Annotated in this window: 16 protein-coding genes and 2 pseudogenes; 12 read left to right on the top strand and 6 right to left on the bottom strand. The window is 65.2% G+C overall.

The genetic code is table 11. From position 1 onward, the window contains the following. Positions 1-82: 82 nt before the first annotated feature. The 4 genes from ABZ420_RS29665 to ABZ420_RS29680 all read left to right on the top strand — a co-directional run bounded on the left by ABZ420_RS29665 (position 83) and on the right by ABZ420_RS29680 (position 4,347). Positions 83-1,648 carry a hypothetical protein gene (locus ABZ420_RS29665; RefSeq protein WP_357129518.1) on the top strand — a complete coding sequence of 522 codons (1,566 nt, stop codon included), beginning with the start codon at positions 83-85 and terminating at the stop codon, positions 1,646-1,648. After that, positions 1,645-2,301: a DUF305 domain-containing protein gene (locus ABZ420_RS29670; RefSeq protein WP_357129521.1), complete on the top strand. Its 657-nt coding sequence runs from the start codon at positions 1,645-1,647 to the stop codon at positions 2,299-2,301. The genes ABZ420_RS29665 and ABZ420_RS29670 overlap by 4 nt, the downstream gene beginning before the upstream one ends. A gap of 74 nt (positions 2,302-2,375) precedes the next feature. Then, positions 2,376-3,014, top strand: a complete 639-nt coding sequence (locus ABZ420_RS29675; RefSeq protein WP_357129524.1) for a tyrosine-type recombinase/integrase — start codon at positions 2,376-2,378, stop codon at positions 3,012-3,014. Between the two features lie 49 nt (positions 3,015-3,063). After that, positions 3,064-4,347 (top strand): IS256 family transposase, encoded by a 1,284-nt coding sequence (locus tag ABZ420_RS29680; protein ID WP_357129527.1) that lies wholly within the window; start codon positions 3,064-3,066, stop codon positions 4,345-4,347. A 21-nt stretch (positions 4,348-4,368) separates the two neighbouring features. Here ABZ420_RS29680 and istB read toward each other — a convergent pair whose 3' ends face one another. Both istB and istA read right to left on the bottom strand, forming a co-directional pair. Beyond that, positions 4,369-5,148: an IS21-like element helper ATPase IstB gene (gene istB, locus ABZ420_RS29685; RefSeq protein ID WP_357129530.1), complete on the bottom strand. Its 780-nt coding sequence runs from the start codon at positions 5,146-5,148 to the stop codon at positions 4,369-4,371. After that, positions 5,148-6,491 (bottom strand): IS21 family transposase, encoded by a 1,344-nt coding sequence (gene istA, locus ABZ420_RS29690; RefSeq protein WP_357129533.1) that lies wholly within the window; start codon positions 6,489-6,491, stop codon positions 5,148-5,150. The genes istB and istA overlap by 1 nt, the downstream gene beginning before the upstream one ends. A gap of 681 nt (positions 6,492-7,172) precedes the next feature. On the opposite strand from istA, the pseudogene ltrA reads away from it, so the two are divergent. Continuing rightward, positions 7,173-8,213, top strand: a pseudogene (ltrA, locus tag ABZ420_RS29695) (group II intron reverse transcriptase/maturase); the annotation flags it as partial. 77 nt (positions 8,214-8,290) lie between these two features. Further along, positions 8,291-8,548: a group II intron maturase-specific domain-containing protein gene (locus tag ABZ420_RS29700; RefSeq protein ID WP_357129609.1), complete on the top strand. Its 258-nt coding sequence runs from the start codon at positions 8,291-8,293 to the stop codon at positions 8,546-8,548. Between the two features lie 200 nt (positions 8,549-8,748). Here ABZ420_RS29700 and ABZ420_RS29705 read toward each other — a convergent pair whose 3' ends face one another. Further along, positions 8,749-10,596: a recombinase family protein gene (locus ABZ420_RS29705; protein ID WP_357129612.1), complete on the bottom strand. Its 1,848-nt coding sequence runs from the start codon at positions 10,594-10,596 to the stop codon at positions 8,749-8,751. A 798-nt stretch (positions 10,597-11,394) separates the two neighbouring features. Here ABZ420_RS29705 and ABZ420_RS29710 point away from each other — a divergent pair. Beyond that, positions 11,395-11,943: a VanZ family protein gene (locus ABZ420_RS29710; protein WP_357129536.1), complete on the top strand. Its 549-nt coding sequence runs from the start codon at positions 11,395-11,397 to the stop codon at positions 11,941-11,943. 382 nt (positions 11,944-12,325) lie between these two features. Continuing rightward, entirely contained in the window at positions 12,326-15,811 is a 3,486-nt protein-coding gene (mobF, locus tag ABZ420_RS29715) for a MobF family relaxase (RefSeq protein ID WP_357129539.1), read from the top strand. 33 nt (positions 15,812-15,844) lie between these two features. Here the strand turns inward: mobF and ABZ420_RS29720 are convergent, their stop codons facing one another. Further along, positions 15,845-16,558, bottom strand: coding sequence for a hypothetical protein (locus ABZ420_RS29720; RefSeq protein ID WP_357129542.1), 714 nt, complete (start codon positions 16,556-16,558; stop codon positions 15,845-15,847). A 54-nt stretch (positions 16,559-16,612) separates the two neighbouring features. Here ABZ420_RS29720 and ABZ420_RS29725 point away from each other — a divergent pair, with 54 nt between their 5' ends. Both ABZ420_RS29725 and ABZ420_RS29730 read left to right on the top strand, forming a co-directional pair. Further along, positions 16,613-16,762, top strand: coding sequence for a hypothetical protein (locus tag ABZ420_RS29725; RefSeq protein ID WP_357129545.1), 150 nt, complete (start codon positions 16,613-16,615; stop codon positions 16,760-16,762). Between the two features lie 104 nt (positions 16,763-16,866). Beyond that, positions 16,867-18,072, top strand: a complete 1,206-nt coding sequence (locus ABZ420_RS29730) for a hypothetical protein (protein WP_357129548.1) — start codon at positions 16,867-16,869, stop codon at positions 18,070-18,072. A 655-nt stretch (positions 18,073-18,727) separates the two neighbouring features. On the opposite strand, the gene ABZ420_RS29735 is transcribed toward ABZ420_RS29730, so the two are convergent. Beyond that, positions 18,728-19,543 carry an IS30 family transposase gene (locus ABZ420_RS29735; protein ID WP_357129551.1) on the bottom strand — a complete coding sequence of 272 codons (816 nt, stop codon included), beginning with the start codon at positions 19,541-19,543 and terminating at the stop codon, positions 18,728-18,730. Positions 19,544-19,740: 197 nt separating this feature from the next. Between ABZ420_RS29735 and ABZ420_RS29740 the strand changes: the two are divergent. Next, a pseudogene (locus tag ABZ420_RS29740) lies at positions 19,741-19,884 on the top strand (type II toxin-antitoxin system RelE/ParE family toxin); the annotation flags it as partial. 30 nt (positions 19,885-19,914) lie between these two features. Here ABZ420_RS29740 and ABZ420_RS29745 read toward each other — a convergent pair. Beyond that, positions 19,915-20,547: a TetR family transcriptional regulator gene (locus tag ABZ420_RS29745; protein ID WP_357129554.1), complete on the bottom strand. Its 633-nt coding sequence runs from the start codon at positions 20,545-20,547 to the stop codon at positions 19,915-19,917. Positions 20,548-20,836: 289 nt separating this feature from the next. On the opposite strand from ABZ420_RS29745, the gene ABZ420_RS29750 reads away from it, so the two are divergent. Beyond that, complete coding sequence (locus ABZ420_RS29750; RefSeq protein WP_357129557.1) at positions 20,837-21,217, top strand: limonene-1,2-epoxide hydrolase family protein; 381 nt, start codon at positions 20,837-20,839, stop codon at positions 21,215-21,217. Positions 21,218-21,505: the final 288 nt, after the last annotated feature.

Below are 21,505 nucleotides of genomic sequence, written 5' to 3' on the forward strand. Positions count from 1 at the left end.
CGGATCCGGCCGAGTAGCTGAGGCAGCGGCAGCCGCCGAGATCCCAACAATCAGGAAGGCCCCTCACCGGCGAGGGAACCCCATGACTACCTCACTTTTCGTCCGTTTCAGACAGGCAGTCACCCTGGTGGTGGCCGCGACCGTCCTTCCCGTTGTCGTTGTGGTGGGACCCGCGCCCTCGGCCGCGGCTGATGTCCAGGTCCTGTCCGGGATCGTCCGGGAGGCTGTGCCTCGGGCGAGCTGTGGTGCGGGGGCATCGCCGGAGACCGGATTGCAGGGCGATGTCCCGGCCCTCGACCGCGAGAACGGTCGCAGCGCCCAGGGCTACCACTGCAATCTCACCCGGATCGGCAACTACGGTGGTCTCGGTGCCGGTGCGGTGTCCGCGGCGTTCGATTCATGCGTGTACCTCGCCAGCTTCTTCCCCGGGAGCCTGCGCGGTCCGGTGCCCGGTGTGGAGGTCCTCGATGTCTCCGATCCTCGCAATCCGGTCTTCTCGGTGTCTCTGACCGAACCGGCCATGCTGGCCGGTACGTGGGAGTCACTGAAGGTGAACACCACCCGCGAACTGCTCGTCGCCACAGGCGCCCCGATCGTCACCGGAGCCGGCCTGCTGTCGGTCTACGACATCTCCGATTGCAAACACCCCCGACTGCTCAACGCGAACGGCCCCGGCAGCTCGCTGGCGATGCCGCTGCCGATCACCGCCCACGAGGGCGGGTTCTCACCGGACGGCAACACCTACTGGTCCTCGGGCACCGCGCCCGGCCTGGTCAGCGCCGTGGACCTCACCGACCCCGCCCAGCCACGTGTCATATGGCAAGGACTGCCGGGAACCTCGATGCACGGCATGGGGTTCAGCGACGACGGCAACACCCTGTACCTGGCCAACAACCTCGGCGGTATGACGATCATGGACGTCTCCGCAGTCCAGCGCCGTGACCGCGACCCGGTGGTACCGGTGCTGGCGGAGACGACATGGACCGACGGCTGGGCAACCCAGCACGCGGTCCCGGTCACCTACGGCGGCACGCCGTTTCTGTTCGTTCCGAACGAAGCCGGTTCGGGAGGCGTCAAGGTCATCGATGTCTCCGACGCGACGCGGCCGCGTGTGGTCAACACGATCAAACTCGAGATCAACCTGCCCGAGAACCAGGATTCCGCGCTGGCCTCGAGCATGGGCGGCTCGATCTTCTCCTACGACTCGCACTACTGCACCGCCGACCGCCCCGCCGACCCGACCGCGCTGGCCTGCGGTTGGTTCTCCTCCGGCGTCCGCGTGTTCGACGTGCGTGACCCACTCGCGGTCCGTGAGATCGCCTACTTCAACCCGCCGGCGCGCGAGAACGACGAAGCACTGGCACACGCCAGTCGCAGGGTCATCACCGTGATCGGCGCACCGATACTCAGCGCCCCGGCACTGGCGCAAGCCATCGGCACCGGCGTCTTCGACCCCGCGCAAGCCACGAGCCCGCGCAGCGGCAAGATCCTGTTCGGCGACCTGACCGCCGACTGGTGCGCGTCCCCACCTCAGTGGGCGGGCAGGCAACTGCGAGTCAGCTGCGCCGACAACACCTACATGACCCTGGAACTGGATCCGGCCGTCTACACCGCGCCCGCCGATCAGCAGAGCACCCTCGGCGCATGACCCGACGCCAGGCGATCACCGCCACCGCGACCCTCGGACTGGCGCTGCTGTTGCTCGCGATGGGCGCCGCGGCACGCCCCCTGCTCGTCGACGAACACCCCCTGTCGAGGCCCGTGCTGAACCCCACCGAAATCGGGTTCGCGCAAGACATGCTCGCCCACCACAGCCAAGCACTGATCATGACCGCCCGTCTGGACCAGACGGCCGACCCGACCGTCGTCGCACTCGCAGACCGCATCGAAGCCACCCAACGCGAAGAAATCGGCGAACTCAAGGGCTGGCTGCGCATGGCAGGCGCTTCCACCGTCAACAACGCGCCGATGCAATGGATGCACCCCAACAACAGCGTCACCGACCACCACCACCACGCCGCCACCCCGAGCGAGACGGCCGACGGCGGCCCCGCCATGCCAGGAATGGCCACCCAGACCGAACTCGACGCACTCTCCGCGGCCCGAGGAACAGACGCCGCTCGATCGTTCCTCCACATGATGACCCGCCACCACTACGGCGGCATCCAGATGGCACAAGCCGCGAACAACCTCCTCACCGACGGAATCGTCAAACAAACCGCCCGCGACATGATGACCAACCAAACCCAAGAAGCCGCACTCATGGAAATCATGCTGAACTCACTGACAACCGCCCGATAGACCGCGACTGGAAATACGAGGAGCAGCCCCCGAGCACGAGCCGTACCGGCAGGGGCAGTCATTACTCGCACACTGTGGCCCAGCGCCGCCTCGATGAGCCGACCAAAGCCGATCTCGAAAAGATGGCGGCCGGAATCCAGGCCAACACGCGGGTCAACCTCGCCTCCCTCGACGGGACCAGCGCGGTCGGGCACTTCATCAGCGCCACCCGGTGTATCTACCGCTACGCCGTGGACACCGGCTGGATCCGGCCCGTGGACAACCCCGCTCGCCAACTCACCATGCCCACCCGCCAGCCCTCGCCCCGGTACGCGATCCCCGCCAATCAGTTGAGCGAGATCTGGACCGTCGCCGCGACCACCGGAAACGACGCCGACCTCGATGCCCTGATCCTGCGCCTGCACATCGAGACCGCCTGCCGCCGAGGCGGAGCCCTCGCACTGCGTCCACACGATCTCGACCCCGACCAATGCCTGATTTATCTACGGGAAAAGGACGGCACCGACCGCTGGCAGCCGGTGTCACCCACGCTGATGCGGCACCTGCTCGAGCACGCCGCCGAACGCCACAGCCCGCGCTCGGGACAGTTGCTGCGCTACCGCAACGGAAGACCCATCACATCACGGCGTTTCGACCACATCTGGCAACGGATCGGCCAGTGTCGACGCTCTTCGAAATGTAGGCCGGTGGCGCGGGAGGGACTGTGGATTTAGGGGTGTTTTCGGCCTGATTCGCTGACTGGATGGTCAGCGGGAAGGTGCCGTGATGACGACACTTGATGCCGTGGCGAAGAAGAAGGCCGAGGCGTCGGCCGAGCAGCTGGCAGCGGCGGAGTTGGTCCGGATGGCCAAGCAGCAGGGCTTGTCCTTGACCGGGCCCGACGGGCTGCTGCAGCAGTTCACCAAGACCGTCCTCGAGACCGCGTTGAACGAGGAGATGACCGAGCATCTGGGATATGAACCCAACCAGGCGCCCGAGGGCCGGGAATCGGTGAACGTGCGTAATGGGACCAGGTCGAAGACGGTGTTGACCGAGACGACCGGGCCGGTGCCGATCGAGGTGCCCCGCGACCGCGATGGCAGCTTTCAACCGCAGATCGTGCGCAAGCGCCAACGCCGGTTGAGCGGGGTCGATGAGATCGTGCTGTCGCTGTATGCGAAAGGCCTCACAACCGGTGAGATTTCGGCGCATTTCGCCGAGATCTATGGCGCGTCGGTGTCCAAGGAGACAGTCTCCCGGATCACCGACAAAGTCGTCGCGGAGATGCAGGAATGGTCGACCCGACCTCTGGACGAGGTCTATGTCGCGATCTTCATCGACGCGCTGGTTGTGAAAGTGCGGGACGGTCAAGTCGCCAACCGGCCGATCTATGCCGCGATCGGGGTCACCGTGACCGGCGAGAAAGACATCCTCGGCCTGTGGGCCGGCAGCGGTGGTGAGGGCGCGAAGTTCTGGATGAGCGTGCTCACCGAGGTCCGTAACCGCGGGGTCAAAGACGTATTCTTCCTGGTCTGCGACGGGTTGAAAGGCCTGCCGGAGGTGGTCGGCAACGTGTGGCCCCTGGCCACGGTGCAGACCTGCATCATCCACTTGATCCGCAACACCTTCCGGCTGGCCGGACGCCAGCACTGGGACGCGCTGAAACGGGACGTGAAACCGATCTACACCGCGGTGAACGCCGAGGCTGCTCGGGCGGCGTTGGATGAACTGACCGAGAAGTGGGGAACGAAATACGGTGCGATCGTGCGGCTTTGGGAGAACTCCTGGGAGGAGTTCATACCGTTCCTCGACTACGACATCGAGATCAGGCGGGTGATCTGCTCGACGAACGCGATCGAGTCGCTGAATGCCCGCTACCGGCGCGCGATCAAGGCCCGAGGGCATTTCCCCACCGAGCAAGCCGCGCTGAAATGCCTGTATCTGGTGACTCGTTCGCTCGACCCGACCGGCGCCGGTCGGGCACGATGGACGATGCGCTGGAAGCCTGCGGTCAACGCGTTCGCGATCACCTTCGCCGACCGCTGGCCCGACGCCCGAACCTACTGAGAGAAACCGCCGGAAACACCCTTAGCGAGATAGTCCCGCGCGGGGGAGTGTGTCGATTTCGGTGTTGCGGAGTCGGTAGCTGTTGCCTTTGAGGGTCAGGACGTCGGCGTGGTGGACGATGCGGTCGATCATGGCCGCGGCGACGACGTGGTCGCTGAATACGTCTCCCCAGCGGGAGAACGGCAGGTTCGAGGTCAGGATCAGCGAGGCGTGTTCGTAGCGGCTGGAGACCAGTTGGAAGAACAGGTTGGCTGCGTCTTGTTCGAAGGGGATGTAGCCGACCTCGTCGATGATCAGTAGTCCGTAGCGGCGGAGTTTGGCCAGTTCGGCGGCGAGGCAGCCGTGCTGGTGGGCGGTTTGTAGCCGGGTGACCCATTCGACGGCGGTGGCGAACAGGACGCGGTGGCCGTGGTGGGCGGCGGCGATGCCCAGCCCGATCGACAGGTGGGTTTTGCCGGTTCCCGGTGGCCCGAGTAGCACCACGTTTTGGGCTTTGGTGATGAACTGGCCGGTGCCCAGATGTGCGATGGTGTCGCGTTTGAGGGCGGGTTGGTGGTCGAAGTTGAATTCCTCGATCGCTTTGCGGGCGGGGAATCCTGCTGCGCGGATGCGGATTTCGGCGCCGGAGGACTCTCGGGATGCCACTTCGCGCGACAGGACCGCGGCGAGGTATTCCTCATGCGTCCAGCCGGCGTCGCGGGCTTGGTCGGCCAGGCGGGCGGCGCTGTCGCGGATGCGGGGCGCCTTCAACGCGTTGGCGTAGTACTCGATCTGCTTGGCGGTGTCGGTGGGTGCGGCCATCACGCGACTCCCTCGCTGCCGAAGTCGACACCGAAACAGGCGTCGTAGTCCGCCAGGTTACGCACCAGCCCGCCATCATCGTCGCCAGCGGATCGGGATTGTCTGTGGCCGAATGCTTCCCGCAATTGCGCAGCGGTGCGGACATGGGTGGGGTCGGTGATGGTGACCGCTTTCGACCAGGCTCTGCGGTGGGTGGCCACCAACAGCCCGTCGCATCGGGCGGTGACGGTATCCAGATCGGCACGAATGTCGATCAACCGTCCGATCACCGTCGGGTCGATCGAGTAGTCGTTTCCCAAAACACGCAGGTAGTAGTCACGCGGCAGCCGCGCGCGGCTGGTGAACCCGACCGCCGGGGCGATCGGCGGCAACACCGTCATAGCGGCCCGGTCGACACCGACCAGCTCCGCTGGGGAACCCGCGATCCGCCGGACGTGTCGAGCGTTGGCGATCGGCAGCCACTCGGCGAGCTGGGCGTTGAAATCCGCTGGTGAACTGAACGACCGGCCGGGCAGGAACGAGGTCTCGAGATAGCCGTTCACGCGTTCGACGATGCCCTTGGACTCCGGGTCGAACGGCTTGCACTGGATGATCCGGGTGGCCAGCATCCCGGTGAACGCCACCACCCCGGCTGCCAGGTTTCCGCCCTTGCCGATCCCTGATTCGTTGTCCCACAACAGCCTGCGCGGGACCTTCCCCAACTGCCCCGACAGCAGCGACCACATCCCGGCCAGCAGATCCGCGGTGGTCCGGGTCGGAATCATCATCGCGGTGATGAACCTCGAAAACGAAGCGACCATCACCAGCACCGGGGGCGTCCCGACCTGACCGGCACCCAGAGGGATCGGTGTCGGAGGGAACCACAAATCGCACTGCGCCTGATCACCCGGCCGATACTCCAGCCGGTCCGCCGGATCCTTCGGTGCGTACTCCGGGCGCAGGACCGCAACTTTCTTACGGAACCACGACTGCGACCCCGACCAGCCCGCCCGCTCGGCGATCACCGACGCCGGCATCGCCGGGAACTGCGCCAGCAGCTCCCGCACCAGCGGCTCGAACTCATCGAACGCCGAGGGGCCCGACACCCGCTGATATCGCGGCGGTGACTCCGACGCGATCGCCCTCGAGACCGTGTCCCGCGAGATGCCCAACCTGGCCGCGATTGCCCGCATCGACAGGCCCTCAGCATGGAGATACCTGATCTGCGCCCATTCCTGCACTGAGATCACCCTTCCGATCGTGGATGGGTGGCCGATTTTCAAAGAGCGCCGATGGCCGGATTTTCGAAGAGCGCTGACAGCCAGCCCCTGCCGTGGGTCTCCACTCAGGGCGTGAGCATGCATTGGCTGCGCCACGTGCGCCGTGAGGCGCGTGATTTCCGATCGGAGGTGAGAGACCACCGACGCCTTGCCGTCACAGCGGCCGGGTGAAGCTGAGGGCAGCCGAACCCTATCGGAGTGAACGGGTTCGGTGGCAAGCGGCCCTGACAAACCCGGGGCGGTCCAGCACCGTCAGATGGACCGGTGCCCGGGGAGCGAGACGAGAAGGCATACGCGAGGAACCTGTGTCCGAACCCTCGTTAACCAGAACGGCCTGTCGAACCTGACGGATGGGCCGGACAACGGTGCGCACCGACAGTGTGACGGTGGAGGTGCCCGCCGGTACGCCGGGACCAGCGGCGGACTGGCAGCCGGTGGAGAAGGACTGTGGCGTACCCACCGGGGCCGTCGGGGCATAGCAGGGTGCCTCCCTCGTCGATCGGGAACACGTGAACACGGGAACCGTCGTGCTGGTGTCCCTCACCGCCACCGAAGCCATGGTGGCGGCGGGTAGGTGTCACTGCCCACCGAGTAGCCGCGCGACGGGGCGGAGCCGCCGTAGTACTCCGAGGTCGGGAAAGCCGATCACATGGGGAAGGGCGGCAGTAGGTACGCAAGCCAAGGAGTGCAATACCAGAAGACGCGCCGATGAACATCGGTGCCGCGCTGCGGATGCCGTACACGGCCAAGCAGCGGGTACTGGGGATGCAGACGAAGCTGCACAGTTGGGCGACGACCGATCGTGGTCGTCGGTTCGATGACCTGTACAACCTCGTCCACGACCCGAGTTTCCTCGCCTACGCGTGGGAGCGGGTCCGTAACAACAGGGGAGCCCGCACGGCCGGGATCGACGGGCGCACCGCGCGTACCATCGAGAACAGCTCGGGCGGGGCGGAAAGGTTTCTGGAAGATCTTCGAGTCTCGTTGAAGACTCGGACCTTCCGGCCGGTACCGGTCCGCCAGGTGGCGATCCCGAAAGCGAACGGCAAAGTCCGTAAGCTAGGGATACCCACCGCCGCGGACCGGGTGGTGCAGGCGGCGCTGAAGTTGGTGCTGGAACCGATCTTCGAGGCCGGTTTCTCGGCGTCGAGCTATGGTTTCCGGCCAGGCCGCCGCTGCCAGGACGCGATCGAGGACATCCGTTTCCACGCTCACCGGGGTTACACCTGGGTGTTCGAGACGGACATAGCCTCATGCTTCGACGAACTGTCACACCCCGCGATTCTCGAGCGGGTACGGCGACGCGTCGGAGACAAGCGCGTACTGGCACTGGTCAAGGCGTTCCTCAAAGCCGGGATCCTCGGCGAGGACCACCTCGACCGCGACCGAGTGTCCGGCACTCCCCAAGGCGGCATTCTCTCGCCGCTGCTGGCCAACATCGCCTTGTCCGACATCGACGACCACTTCGACGCCGAATGGGCGAGCCACCGAGACTCGACAGTGCGGTTCGTGCACCGCAAACGCGGAGGAGCGACCTACCGCCTGGTGCGGTACGCCGACGACTTCGTGATCATGGTGCACGGCACCCGCGATCACGCGGAAGCGCTGCACCAACGAGTACAACAGATCCTGGCACCACTGGGGCTGCGCATGGCCCCGGACAAAACCCGGATCGCTGGCCTCGACGAGGGCTTCGACTTCTTGGGATTCCGCATCCAACGGCACACCCAGCGAGGAAGCAGCAAGCGGTTCGTCTACAGCTATCCATCCACGAAATCCGTGGCCCGGATACGCCGCACCATCAAGACGACCACCGCGCAGGTCAGCCACATGCCCGCCGACGAACTCTTCCGCAAGCTCAACCCGAGATACGCGGCTGGACAATGTATTTCCGGCACAGCGCGGCCGCCAAGACCTTCAACAACCTCCGCAACTACCTGTGGTGGAGGTTCTGGTCCTGGGCGCTGCACAAGCACCGACACGCATCACGCCGGGCGACTTGGGCGCGCTACCACGTGCACCGCTGGCCGGAATACAACGGGATACCGCTCTACAACCCGGCATCGCAACGCATCCAGCGTCATCAATACCGGGGTTCGAAGATCACCACCCCGTGGCAACCCACCGTCGCCCCAACCTGACCTATGGAGAGCCGGATGCGGGGACAACTCGCACGTCCGGTTCGGGAGCGCGGTATGGGGAAACGGACCGAACGAAAGCTCGGCACCGCGCCCCATACCGACGCTCACACGACCCTTACCTTCGTCGAGCGGGAGTTCGGCGAGGCAGTTGCACGTCGTTACGCGGCCCATCGCGACCCTGGTACCACTGCGACGCCGACCTACACGAAGGCGTCGATCATCGAGTGTGCCGAAGCTTTGGTCGCTGTCACCGGGCAACCGCATCCACTTGCCCGAAGCGTTCGGCACCCATTGGCTTCTCGTGGTGAAGAAGTGAAAGGTTTCGATAAAGGGGTACTGTGACTGCATGCACACGAAAAGTGTGCAGAAATGGGACAATTCGGGTGTCCGAGTCCCCCTCCGGACACAGACACTACGCACACGGGTGGTTGTGGAGCAGTTTCTGCCACGACCACCCGTTTTTTGTGGTCGTAGGTGAGCTTCAAGCCGAGTTGCCGGTAGACCTCGAGTTTGCCGGTGGGGTCAGCCGCCTTCAGTATGTGGACCAGCCCGCCTAGCGAGGATACGAGTTGGTGGATCTCCTCCCTGGTCATCGGGTGATTTACACGTTGCTCGGCTTCCAGCGTGGCGAGCTGGGCCGCGGTGGCCTGCCGTTCGCGCTGAATCTGTTGGGTCCAGCCCGCCACCAGAGCCGGGTCGGTGCCCGCTTCCAGTGCTGCTCGGTACCGGGACAGTTTGCGGTCGTGTTCGGCAAGTGCTCGTCGTGCACTCTCGATGGCGGGAGTGTTGTCGGTCTGCGCGTCCTCGAGCATGGTCAGCGAATACTCGATCCGGTCGGGGTGAAAGATGTCGGCCAACCAAGAATCGATCGGACCGCTGAGCTGGTCTTCGCGCAGGTAGACGGTCGTCGGGTGGTCGATCTTGTTAGCGAGGGCGTACTCGGAGGGATACCGGCAGCGGTAGTGCGGCAGCCCGTGGTTCCAGTTGCCTTGCATGCGGCGTCCGCAGGCGTCGTGGAACAGCAGCCCCTTGAAGGCGTACGGGTGCTGGCGGCGGGTCGTGGTCCTGCCCGTCGATTGCGGGCCTCGGGCGGCGAGCCGTAGCTGCGTCTGCTCGAAGGCGTCCTTGCTGATGAGTGCGCTATGGGCAGGTTGGTCGGAGTAGACCCACTCGTTTTTCGGGTTCCACACCAAGCGGGTGTGATGGCCTAAGGCGACGTCATCGACGTCGATGAGGGGCTCCTGCTTGCGTTGTTTGTTCCATACCTCGTAGCCGGTGTAGCGCGGATTGCCCAGGATCGCGCGGACCGCGCTCTTGGACCATGCGGCGCCGGTGCGATGGCTGTTGCGCCTGCGGTCGTAGGCCGACGGGCACAAGATGTTGTCGGCGGTGAGTCGTTGCGCGATTGCGAAAATCCCTATGCCGGACAGGTACTCGCTGAAGATCCGTTGGACCACCGGCGCGGTGACAGGGTCGGGTTCAAGGGTATGCAGCCGTTTACCGTCGGCGGCTTTGCCCGGATTGGGATGGGGCCCGGCGTCGGCGAGGCGGTACCCGTAGGGTGGTCGGCCGCCGAGGTAGCGGCCCTCGACTTGCGCTTGCGCGGCCATGGCGGCGCGGACGCGGATCTTGATGCGGTTGCGTTCGCCTTTGGACATGCCGCCGAACACCGACATGATCAGGTCGTGCGCTTCGGAGTCCGGGTCGATCGGGCCGCCGACCTCCGGCACCCACAGCTGCACGCCGTAGTGAACGAAGACCGGAAACGTCAACCCGAACTGGTTGCCGTAGAACGCGCGTTGCGGTTCGCCGATCACGACCGCGTCGAACCCTCGCCCGGGTTCTTTGAGCAGCTCGAGCAGCCGCCCGGCTGCGGGGCGGCGCTTCCACGGGATCGACCGCGACTGCCCGATGTCGAAGAACTCCGCGACGATCTGCCCGTGCTGACCGACCAGGGCGTTCGCTCGTCCGAGCTGCCAGTTGCGAGATGCGTCCGGATCTTGCTGGTCTTCGGTGGAGACCCGCCCGGCGAAAGCGAACCTGATCATTGCTGCGATTCCTCCTGCTGGTTGAGAAAGACATCGACGTTCGGCGGTAACCCGGTCGAACTGCCTCCTCGCAAGTTGAGATCGAGGGAGTCGGCCGTGGTGTTGATGCTGGACTCGGTCGGGGACTATCGACGGTCTCGCCACGAGTCTCGCGGACGTGTCGGAGAATGATCTCCAGCAACACTTTAGCGGCCATCGCGTTGAGCTGAGGCGGGTCCTCTGGAACGACGACAGTGACATCATTCGTGCGGCTTCTGGCAGCCTGATCATGCGCGTTGCTGCCATCAGGGCACACGGCGCACGTCCTCGGCTACGCTGGCCGACTGGTAGCTGACCGATGACGACCGGTACCTCGTTCTGTACCAATCACGAGCCGCGCGCGTTCGGGCGTGGCTATCCCTCCGCCAAGAACGGCAGACCGGTGTGCTGGTGCGAGTAGAGGTGAACGATGAGCGCGCCGCCGCGGGAGACAAAGGCCCAGGACGAGCTCTGGCGCCGAGATGGCCAGTAGAGGGCTCACCGTGGAGATCGAAAGGCATGGTTCCTCCAGGCCTGCCGATTCTCCCGCCTTCCATGAAAGCCGAAACACGGCGATTTCGCCACCACCTGTAGCCGAGGGTCCGTCAGAGCGCCGACAGATGCGCGCTCGAGCTCCATGCTCTGTTAGCTCTCAATGGATGCGCGTGGGCGGCGATAAGTGCAGGCTGTGGGTGGGATTTCAGCCAGGTCTGTGGCGCTGGTCATTTGGGCGATACTGGCGGTGTGAACGGGACGTGGGAGGCGTGGGGTCGAGTCGTGGTGGCCGTGATCGCCGCGATACCGGTAGCCGGTCTCGTGGCCTGGTGGCTGGCTGGGCGGCGCGGGTGGCGGGCGGCGCTGTGCGATGTAGGGATGGTGACGGGTACCGCGCCGTGGTTGTGGATGATTCTCACGCCGACCGGAAGAGGTCGTTCGGTGAATCTCGTGCCGCTGCGTGATCTGGCCGAGCAACTGGCCGACGACCGGGTGATCGAGCAGTTCGGCGGAAATCTGTTGGTCTTCGCCGCACTCGGCTTCCTGTTGCCGGTGCGTCGACCCTGGTTCGCCCGCTCGTACCGCATCCTGTTGACGGGAGCAGCAGCTTCGATCGCGGTAGAGGCTGCACAGTTCGCCCTCGCTATCGGCCGTCACTCATCCGTCGACGACGTGCTGTTCAACGCGGCCGGTGCATGCCTGGCGGGCCAGCTCTCACGACATCTGTGGGTGTCGCGCGCGCGGTTACCGACCGGTCCGAGCCGGCATTGCCCGAAGAGCCGACACAGGGCATCGTCTCCGAGCGAGGCGGCGTCGGCCAGCCGACCTTCCTGAGTAGGGAGATCATCGAGAAGTGCGTGGCCGCTGGGTCGATGCCAGCCATCCGCGACGAGCTGCCCCGATCGACACCGATCCCGCTGGATACACGGAAACCGACATGAGCGGACATCCTGCGCCGCAGTCGATCTCGTGACGCCCACCGCCCGCCCACCGGCACTACCACGTGTCTCGGCACGTGATGGCTGCTCGGCCGAGTCCTTGACCTGCTCTCTGCCCTCGGCATTCATGAACATTTCCGAAGAGGTGTAGGTCGCGACACGCCGCCAGGATTGGCGAACAACTGACGTCACAGTTCGCGAACAGAGCCAGCCAGGCCCTTGCAACCCTGAATTCATTCGATCTCACAGAATATTCGAATGCTCAACTCGCAACTAGCATGTGCTCCCACCGCTATCCAACCAACCTCTCGCCAGCCCTTCCGCTAAACTTAAAATCGGCCACTACCAGAACATATGAAGAAGAATTTGCCACACCTCATGCTCCCTGGTCGCGGAAACATCACAGTCACTTCGCAGTAAGAGCGCGTACGGTGGAGTGTGTGATGTCACTGGCAAAGCTCGGCAGTGGCGACGGCTACACGTATTATCTTCGCTCGATCGCCACGCACGACGTGAATGATCGCGGTCCGCAGGGCCTTTCGACCTACTACAGCGAGCGCGGCGAATCCCCCGGTCGCTGGCTGGGTTCCGGCCTGCCGAACGTCGGTATCGCGGCCGGTGAGGCGGTGACCGAAGCGCAGATGCGGGCGTTGTTCGGTCACGGCCTGCATCCGAATGCCGAGGTGATGATCGCCGCCGAAGTAGAAGCCCGCGCCGCAGACGGCATCTCGCGACGCACGGCGCGGGCGCACGCGGTACGCCTGGTAAGGCTGGGTGCTCCGTTCACGAAACACGTGGCCGCGGAGTACTCCTACCGCTACGAGCGGGCCCACGCGTATGCCGCCTACAACGCCGAGCGCGGCCGCGTCCACTACGCCCCGATCACCGCTGAGGAGCGCAGCCGCATCGCCACCGACGTTGCTGGGCGCATGTTCGCCGAGGAATATGGCCGCCCACCGCGCGATGACCGGGAATTGTCGGGGTGGGTGGCTCGCGCCAGCCGGGCGCCGTCGAAGCGGGTTGCCGGGTTCGACCTCACTTTCTCGCCGGTCAAGTCGGTGTCGACGTTGTGGGCACTGGCGCCTCGCGAGGTGTCGGAGAAGATCGAGGCCGCCGTCGATGCCGCCCTGCGGGATGTGCTGGCCTATCTGGAGGAGCACGCGGTGTTCACGCGGGTAGGGCGGCACAGCCGCCGCCAGGTCGACGTCGTCGGTGGCCTGGTCGCGACCGCCTTCCAGCACCGCGATAGTCGCGCGGGTGACCCGAATTTGCACGTCCACGTGGTGATCTCGAACGCGGTCAAACGCCACGACGGGCAGTGGGGTGCACTCGACGGCGGGATGATCTACCAGCACAACGTCGCCGCCTCCGAGCTGTTCAACACCCGGCTGGAGCACTACCTCGAGCAGTCCCTCAGTGTGCAGTTCGCCGAACGCCACAGCAGCAACCGACGCCGGCGCGGGAAGCGGCCGGTGCGGGAGATCGTCGGCGTCGAGGAGCGCCTGGCCGAGGAATGGTCGAAGCGATCGGCCGCCGTGGACGCCGAGCTGACCACCCGCACCACGCGGTTCCAGGCCGAGCGTGGCCGCGAACCAACACCGGCTGAGCTGCACGACCTCGCCCAAGAAGCCACCTTGAAAACCCGCGGCCACAAGGTGGCGGCACGTTCGCGTGCTGAGCAACGCGCTGATTGGCGACGTGATGCCGTGCAGCTGCTGGGTGGTGAGAGCGCGGTCGATGCGATGGTCGCGACCGCCCTGGGACAGCCGGTCCCGCAGCGGGAGATCACCGACGCCGCGTGGGTCGCCGCGACCGCCGCGAGAGTGGTGGAGGTCGTGTCCGATTCTCGGGCGACCTGGCAGTTCCGCCACATTCGCGCTGAAGCCACTCGCCAGCTGCGCGGCAGCGTCGACCCGGCCGACTGGCACACCCTTATCACCCAGGTCACCGACGCCGCCTTGAGCGAGCCGCGGTCGATCCCGCGCGGCACACCAGAGGCCGAAGACATCGCACCCACGGTCGAGGCACTCACCCGCCGCGACGGCACTAGCGTGTTCACCACCTCCGGTTCCCAGCTCTTCACCAGCCCACAGGTCCTCGCTGCCGAGGAACGCCTGATAGCGGCAAGCCTGCTCGAAGGCGGACGCACTATCCCGGCGGCCGCGGTGGATGCCGCGATCATCGAGCACGCCGCCAACAACAACGGCCAGATGCTCAACGACGGCCAAGTCCAGTTACTGCGCGAGTTCGCCAACTCCGGACGACGGTTCCATGTCGCGATCGCCCCGGCCGGGACCGGGAAGACCACCGCCATGGCCGCGCTCGTGCGCGCCTGGACCGCCGAAGGCGGCACCGTGCTCGGGCTGGCACCGGAAGGACCTGCCGCCGGTGTCCTGGGAAGCGAGATCGGCGCGGACTCCAAGACCGTGGACATGCTCGTAACGGTGATCAACGACATCCGATCGGGTGAGCGGGCCCTCGACGACACGCCGGACTGGGTGCGGGCGATCGGACCCCGCACCCTCGTCGTACTGGACGAGGCCGCGAAAACACCCACCCTCAAACTGGATTCGGCCGTGTCCTGGCTGATTGAACGCGGGGCCAGCGTGCGGGCGGTCGGTGATGACCGGCAACTGTCTTCCGTGCAGGCCGGAGGCGTTATCCGCGACATCGTCCACCACGCCGGAGCCGCCACCCTCACCAGCGTCGTCCGCTTCGACAACCCGAGCGAGCGTGCCGCCAGCCTCGCCCTACGCCACGGCGATACGGCCGCGATCGCGTTCTACACCGACCACGGCCGCGTCCACGTCGGCACCCTTGGTGCCGTGGTGCACGCCGCGTACCGGGCTTGGCGGGTCGACTACGCCCAAGGCCGCGACGTCGCGCTGCTGGCGCCGACCAACGAGCTGGTGCGCCAGCTCAACGCCCTCGCCCGCGACGAACGCCTCCGCCGCGAAGGGCTGCACGGACCGGAAACGCTGCTGTCGGATGGGCTTTCGGCATCTGTCGGGGACATCATCACGACCAGGGAGAACAACTATCGGCTGCGGATCTCGCAAACCGATCACGTCCGCAACGGCTACCGCTGGAAGGTCCGTGCCGTCTACCCGGACGGGCGGATCACCGCTACCCACATCGGATCCGGCCGCAAAGTCACCCTGCCGACCGCTTACGTGCGTGAGTGCGTCGAGCTGGGCTACGCCCGCACGATCAACTCCGCGCAAGGGCTGACCACCGAGACCTGCCACGGCGTGCTGACCGGCAACGAGGACTGCTTCCAGCTGTATGTGCTGGCCACCCGCGCCCGCGCTGGCGGACACCTCTACCTCGCCACCGCAGGCGACGGCCAGGACGCTCCCGCCGTGACGTGGAATGCGCTGCACCCGCCGACCGCGATCGACATGCTCACCCAGATCCTCGGCCGCGACGGAAGCCAAGTCTCCGCGACCACCCAGGCCCGCCACGCCGCCGACCCCCAACGCCAGCTCGCCGGAGCCGTCGACGCATACCTTGAGGCACTCGTCGCGGCCGCGGACACACGGCTCGGCGCCGAGCACCACACCACTATTTCGGCGGCCGCCGAACGCTTGATGCCTGGCCTCACCGATGAGGCGGCATGGCCCGTGCTGTGCCAGCACCTGGCCATGCTCACCCTGGCTGGGCACGACCCGATCACCCCTCGGTGCGTCAAGCAGGTTGGCGATGCGGGACTGGTGGAACTGGAGCCTAGAGCCGTCATGACAGTTCCCAACCGACGGACATGACTCTGCGAGGCCCGAGCTCATCGCTCGCCGGGGCTAAAGGCGTTCCACCTGTTCCTCCAGCCAAATGGCCAGGCTCCCAACCTCGAACAGAGTGTCGGACATCGTTTCACCATCGAACTTCGTATGGGGTCGAGAAGTGCCACCGGTCTGTGCCGGCGGCCACGGGGAGCCGGTGAGGGCATGGGCGTAGTCGTTGCGACGATCACGGAGTATCTTCACTGCAGACTCGACGTCGGCCCGAATCTCCGGTGGCGGCCCAATTCGGTCGAGTAGCCGTGTCATCTTCTGATGGAGGCCGCCAGAGCTCTTCGCAAGCGGTGCCACGCCAGACAGTACATCGTCGACGAGCGATTCGAGCGCCGCGACTGCCGTCATCGCCGCCGCACCACAGGCGATCGCGCGTGCCTCGTCCAGTGCATAGAGATTCTCATCGACGTGGTCAAGAGCCGCTCCCTCATCCCAAAAGACGCTGTCGTGACGCGCACCGACGATGCTCTTACGTCCCTGCGTCAACACCTCCTGGGTGCGCTCGGCCGTTGCCTCAGTTGACCGGGCCAGGAAGACTGCAGCACTCAAGCGCGATCGAAAGACCAGAAACTCGACTCGTGAGAAAACGTGGAAATCTACGTAAAGGTCGGCTAGCGCGCCGGGCCACTCTGTCCCACTCGCCCAGTAGTCAGCGACCATCTCATCATGGGAAAGGGGAACGAGCTCTCCCGAGCCGTCTGGGTCCTCCCTGTAGTACACCTATGGAGCTTATCGCTGACCGCCAGCCACCACGTAGCGCAAGTCGGATTCCGCTTGGACATCAACGCTGGGGTAAGCGGCGACCTCGTCGCCGCATCGGTCGTGATCGCCGCGAACCTGGCATGGATTCGCAATACTACAGCCGCGACCGTGGAAGGCCGGGCCATCGACACGGTCGCGATGTCCTCAACCTCATACAACTAGCTGCTACAGGCCAATTTCTAATAGGGCTCCGCTCTATCAGACTCGGTACAGTGACTGAGGCAATGACATATGCAGGACAGATGGATTGAGACCGAGGGGGAATCTTGCCGATCAAGGTGGCGACGGTGCGGGGTTATGTGCTTGAAGAACTGCTTGCCCGGCTCCTTCAGGACAACGGCTATCGGCTGCTCGTTGCGGCCGATCAAGACCGGGAGGCGCTGAAGGACAGCGGTCGTGGCCTGCTGGTTCGAGGGCGCGGCACCACCCACCAAGTCGATGTGCTCGGCGAACTGGATCTGCCGCTGCCGTTCTCGCTGCCGATGCGCCTGTTCGTCGAGGCCAAATATCGCAATGGCCGAGCAGGCATCGAGCACACGCGAAATGCATACGGAACCATACGTGATGTCAACGAGCACTACGGCACGCAGACTCCGGGGGCGTACAGCATCCCGATGAAGCGTTACCAGTACCAGTACGCCCTGTTCTCTGCTACAGGCTTTACCAGGCCAGCGCAGGAATATGCTCTGGCGCAGCAGATATCGTTGATAGATTTGTCCAATCCGGGTTTCGGAGCGCTCTTGACCGCAGCAGATGAAGTTGCTATCCAGCTCGTCGACCTGGCGGGACGGACCGGTCTCGCTTCACTCCCGCTGAACCAGGTTCGGCATGCACTCCGCCACGCACTAGGCACCTGGCCAGCGAACGTTGATGACGAGGACTTCCCCGACCTCGCCAGCCGCCTCCACGAGCTGCGCGGACCCGTCGGAGAATCGAATTTACCGACGCCCACCTTCGGCCTTGCTGTCGCCCACGAGAGGGCGCAAGCTGGGCTGGCCGTGCCGCAACAACGGGCTGAGCCAGGCGACGAGGACGATTTCCCGCCGATGCGCGAACTGCCTACCGACCAGCTGTCAGCGATCGTGGCCAGACTCGGTGGGGTCATGCTGGATAACTTCATCCTCGGCTTCCCCTCTGCCCCATTCGTTCTCGTTCTGCTGGTGGACGACCCCGTCGCGTTTGCCGAGTACTTCGACAACCCACGCAACAGCGAGATCCGGGTGTATCTTGAGTATCCCCGTAATCGCCGCGACAACCGGCCACTGAGCCGGGACTGGGAGATCGTTCCGGTAGATGAGGAAGCTGGCTTCCGGCTCAGCTTCACGCTTCCTGCCGTACTCGCCGACTGGATGCGGAGCGGTCAAGTACCGACGTGGAGCCTGCGGGAAGCCAAGTCAACTCTCTTGTCAACGATCACGATCGTGCGCGGCGGTCGAGTCGTGCGCCTGCTGTACCAGCCGCATGGCGGATGAACCTCGCGACCCTTTGACCGAGCGGCCGCGCATCTGTCCCAGCACATCGAGCTGGCTGCAACTCTGATCGAGCACGGCTGCCGGACGACCCTCACGATCGAGGAACTCGCCAGCCGACGACGCGTAGAAGCTGAATGACCCTGCGGGTGCTGTCCCGACTGCTGGAGAAGGGTGATAGATGCGGTGCCGGTGCGCGGCTGCTACGACCCCTCCGCCCCACCGCGCAGCCATCGATCGACGACGCATCAACCCGAACTCCCCGCTCCTGGTTGGAGATCGCCGGCTCGGGAGCCGCGCGGTGGTTCCCACGTTCACTGCAAACCGATCGAGGAGGGAGGTGCCCAGCTATGCCCCTGCGATATCGCCACGGTTACGCCGCAGGCATTCACCATGGCCTCCGGAACCGGCGACCTAACCCGACCCCGGAGTTCCCAACACCCGCGAAGGTGTTGGTGCGCATCGCAGACCAGCCCGAATCCACCGGGTTAGAGCTGGCGGGAGACTTGAGAGGCGTTAGAACACTGGTTCCTCGCGTACACCTTCTCCTCTTGCTTGCCGGACCCGAACCATCCGGTAGTACTGGCCCGTCCCGTCGTTGTCGGGGCTGCTTGCCACCCTCACCGGCGTCTCCCGGATCAGGCTGCCCCCAGCTTCGCTATGCTGCTGCGACAGCACAACGGCGCAGGTCTCTCACCTCCGCTCGGTCAAACAGCGCCTCGTGGCGCACGAGGTCACCTTCCCAATGCCCGGCGACCAGCCGATCCTCGACCTCGGGCGGGCGTTCGCTGATCGACACCAGATCGCTGATCATCCCGCGGCCGTCCGGGCGCCGCGGCCGTTTCGGGTGCCGCATGCGCCGCCCGCTGCGCAGCTTGCGCCACAGTGTCCGGTCGATCGCCTTTTTGCGGCGCGGATCGAACAGCGTCAGATAGATCGCCTCATGCGAGATCCGCATCGCCGGATCCGCCGGGAACAACCGCCGCAACCAACCCGCGATCTGCTCCGGTGACCAGCAGACAGCCAGTTTCTCCTCGACCAGCGCCCGCAACAGAGGAGATCGTGCCAGTTTGGCAGGTTTCGGTCGCCGCGCACGCTGGTACGCGCGCTCATCGGCTGCCGCTGCTCGATAATTCGTACGGCCGCCGTTGCGGGCGATCTCGCGTGCGATCGTCGAGGGCGAGCGACCCAGCAATGCTGCGATTTCGCGGGCTGAGCAGCCCCTCGCCACGCCGCGCGAGATCTCTTCCCGCTCGGCCATCGTCAAGTGCTGCACCCGCCGCCGCGGCGGGGATTGCCGCACGCCTCCGGTCTGGGCGAGAAACCGCTGCACGTGCTGAAGCGGCATCTCGAGAGTCCGGGCGATCACACTGATCGGCTCACCAGCACGCCAACGACGCCACAATTCATCCTGCCGAGCTGTCGTCATCCCGTACTCCCGCACCCAAACCTCCACGCCGACATGATCATCCACGCGGTGATGCAGTGATCACTTGAGCCCAAGAACGATTCTCGACACTTACGAGGCGGGTGCCGTCGGCACTGCCACGGTCGGTGGCCAATCCTGCGGCTCGACATTGGCGGGCTTCTGGCTGAGGCCCTGATCCCAGTCGAATACCGGTCCTGGCGGCCCCCATTGTTTTGGGGCAACGAACGAAGCAGTCCTGCCGACGCTGGGACGCCGACCAGGCCGAGGAGTACGTTCGCGAACTCCAGCACGCCATCGAACGCGCCGCAGCGAATCCCGGAGTCGGCCGCGCTTGCGACGAGATCCGCCCCGGCTACCGCAAGCTCGCCGCCGGATCTCACACAATGAAGAACACCCATCTCGCAGCGAATGCGCCATCAGCGCGGGTCGCCCAGGGGCTGTCCTGTCCCGGCCGGAGGGTCAGGAGCCGGATGTCGGCTCTGGCGGTCCCGTGGGGCCGCCGCGTGCAGGCAGTACTTCAACCGTCGTATGTAGTCGTCGAAGGGCTCGTCCGCACCCCACGTCTCGTAAGCGGTGCTCTGCGCGGCGAATGCCAGGTTGAGCTGAAGAGTCACAGTCATGGTGTCGCCTTCGGAGGTGCGCGACGCCGTCCATTCGCGCACGTCGGTGAGGAACTGCTCACCCACAACGTCCCAACTCGACTGCGCAAGGGCGGGGGAGCGGTCCTTCAGTCGCCGTTGCAGCGGGACGCGGTCGCTGAGGAGTTCGTTGAATCCGACCAGGATCGCCGTCAGCGAGTCCCACAAGGGCTCGTCGTCTGGCCGGGCGGCCATGATCGCGCGCCACTGCTCCCGCTGCTCGGGGTCCTGGTCGAAGACGACGGCTTCCTTGCTGGCGAAGTAATTGAAGAAGGTGCTGCGGGAGACGTCCGCGGCGGCGGCGATCTCCTCGACGCTGACGGCTTCGAACCCGCGCTCCTCGAAAAGCCGCAGTGCGGCGTTCCGGATGGCACGCCAGGCTGCCAGCTTCTTCCGTTCACGCAGGCTCATGGCTCATCCTCCCAGATCGATCATACAGAACTGCACGCCGTATATATTTGCACTCAGTTCAATTTCCTGTATCGTGGAGCTCGCACCGGACGCGGTACGCGCCCCGCATGACCAGGTCATCGTGTCTTCCGCGCGTTCCATCGGCGTGAGGAGAAGGCCGGGTCAGAGGCGCCAACCGACCACGGGGTGAAGATCGCGTCCCGGTGCGTTTGTCTTCGATCCCCAGCGCGCTCAACCAAACGTTCTCCGGTTCGGAGACCCGATCACCCTTACCATGAAAGCGAGCCACATGATGATGAGTCCCGACGAAGTCGTACGTTCCCTCGCCGACAGCTGGAACGACCCCAGCCGCCATCCTGACGCCATCAGCAAGCACTTCGCCGAAGACGCCCGCTACCACAACATCCCCATGGAGCCCATCCTCGGCCGCGCTGCCATCCGCGACGTCTGCGTGGACTCCTTCAAGCAGTTCGACCGAATCCACTGGGACGTCAAGTACCAGGTCGCCTCCGGCAACGTGGTCATGAACGAGCGCGTCGACACCCTGCAATCAGGGGAACGCGTGACCCTGATCAGGGTCATGGGCGTCTTCGAGGTCAACGACGGCCTCATCATTGAATGGCGCGACTATTTCGATATGGCAGAGCTCAACCCCGCCTTTGGCCAGTAGCGAAGGGCAGGCGACGGAACGCGGGGGCGTACCTCATGGCCCGAGGCCATGAGGTACGCTCCGGCGGTTCTCCGATGATGCCCGTGACCTTCAGGTCATGGACGGGGATCTCCTAGCAAGCTCATCCGGATCCAGAGCCTCAGCGCGACGCATGCGCCGGCGCAGCAGCCATGGCCTGTATTGCCTTTCCAGGCCGGTTGGGGCGCTGAGCAGGTACTCGGATCCGTGTCACGTGCAGTGTTATTCACCTTGGAAGTTCCTCTGTGTACGCAGTCGGGACCTGGGTGG

Source organism: Nocardia sp. NPDC005745 (assembly GCF_040630775.1).
Lineage (GTDB): Bacteria > Actinomycetota > Actinomycetes > Mycobacteriales > Mycobacteriaceae > Nocardia.

Excerpts from the sequence above, each read along its gene's own strand:
- ABZ420_RS29665 (WP_357129518.1), top strand. The coding sequence starts at position 83 with ATGACTACCTCACTTTTCGTCCGTTTCAGACAGGCAGTCACCCTGGTG.
- ABZ420_RS29670 (WP_357129521.1), top strand. The coding sequence starts at position 1,645 with ATGACCCGACGCCAGGCGATCACCGCCACCGCGACCCTCGGACTGGCG.
- istB (WP_357129530.1), bottom strand. The coding sequence starts at position 5,148 with ATGGCCGCACCCACCGACACCGCCAAGCAGATCGAGTACTACGCCAAC.
- istA (WP_357129533.1), bottom strand. The coding sequence starts at position 6,491 with ATGCATGCTCACGCCCTGAGTGGAGACCCACGGCAGGGGCTGGCTGTC.
- ABZ420_RS29700 (WP_357129609.1), top strand. The coding sequence starts at position 8,291 with ATGTATTTCCGGCACAGCGCGGCCGCCAAGACCTTCAACAACCTCCGC.
- ABZ420_RS29705 (WP_357129612.1), bottom strand. The coding sequence starts at position 10,596 with ATGATCAGGTTCGCTTTCGCCGGGCGGGTCTCCACCGAAGACCAGCAA.
- mobF (WP_357129539.1), top strand. The coding sequence starts at position 12,326 with ATGTGCTCCCACCGCTATCCAACCAACCTCTCGCCAGCCCTTCCGCTA.
- ABZ420_RS29745 (WP_357129554.1), bottom strand. The coding sequence starts at position 20,547 with ATGAGCCTGCGTGAACGGAAGAAGCTGGCAGCCTGGCGTGCCATCCGG.
- ABZ420_RS29750 (WP_357129557.1), top strand. The coding sequence starts at position 20,837 with ATGATGATGAGTCCCGACGAAGTCGTACGTTCCCTCGCCGACAGCTGG.